Origin of the sequence: Haloferax sp. Atlit-6N (assembly GCF_003383195.1) — an archaeon.
Classification (GTDB): domain Archaea; phylum Halobacteriota; class Halobacteria; order Halobacteriales; family Haloferacaceae; genus Haloferax; species Haloferax gibbonsii.
Genome location: NZ_QEQJ01000057.1, coordinates 1 through 698, shown reverse-complemented (window position 1 = coordinate 698; position 698 = coordinate 1). Strand labels below are relative to the sequence as shown.

The 698-nt window shown below is 60.9% G+C and carries 2 protein-coding genes; one reads left to right on the top strand and one right to left on the bottom strand.

Annotated elements, in window-relative coordinates; translation table 11 throughout:
- Positions 1-272: DUF6789 family protein (locus tag DEQ92_RS21115; protein ID WP_342764754.1), on the bottom strand; the 272-nt coding region annotated here is incomplete at its 3' end.
- A 122-nt stretch (positions 273-394) separates the two neighbouring features.
- Between DEQ92_RS21115 and DEQ92_RS21110 the strand changes: the two genes are divergently transcribed.
- The coding region (locus tag DEQ92_RS21110) for a class IV adenylate cyclase (protein ID WP_115821736.1) at positions 395-698 on the top strand (304 nt) is incomplete at its 3' end.

Sequence of the window (698 nt, the reverse complement as noted above, 5' to 3'; positions counted from 1 at the left end):
TCGAAGGCGAACAGCACGATGCCGAGGTAGATCGTCGGTTCGAGTCCGAAAAACGAAGCTAGTCCAGCAAATTGCGTCACTGGTGCGGTTCGGAATAGCCCTAGAAGCTCCGGAATACCGACGAGAACGGGGAGCATCGCCACCGTTCCTAACAGTCCCCCTGCCATCGCACCGAGGACGACGCGAGCGGTGATCGGAATCCCGAACGATTCGATACCGTCTACATCCTCGTCTATCGCGTCAACGGGAGGCTCTGCGGTTTCACTGCTCATAGTATGATCCCGTCCAAACGTAGGGGTTCTATAATGATAAATAACTATGTTTACTGTCGGTCCCCCGGTACTACGTACGGTCGATTCCGACCGTTTTTCTCCGGAGAGACCGACCGACTGGTATGTTCGAGGTCGAGGTCAAACTGCGCGCCGCACACGACGCCATCCGTCCGGCGCTCGTCGAGGCGGACGCAGTGTTCGTCGAGCGAGTCACGCAGGCCGACACCTACTACGACGCACCGCATCGCGACTTCGCCGAGACGGACGAGGCGCTCCGTCTCCGCCGCGAGACGCGGGAGTCTGACGTCGAGGGCGAACTGGACAGACGCTCGGACGACGACCCCGCGCAGGCGGACCAGGGTGCAGCGACGACCAAACTGACGTACAAGGGTCCGCTCGTCGACGCCGACTCGAAGACCCGCGAGG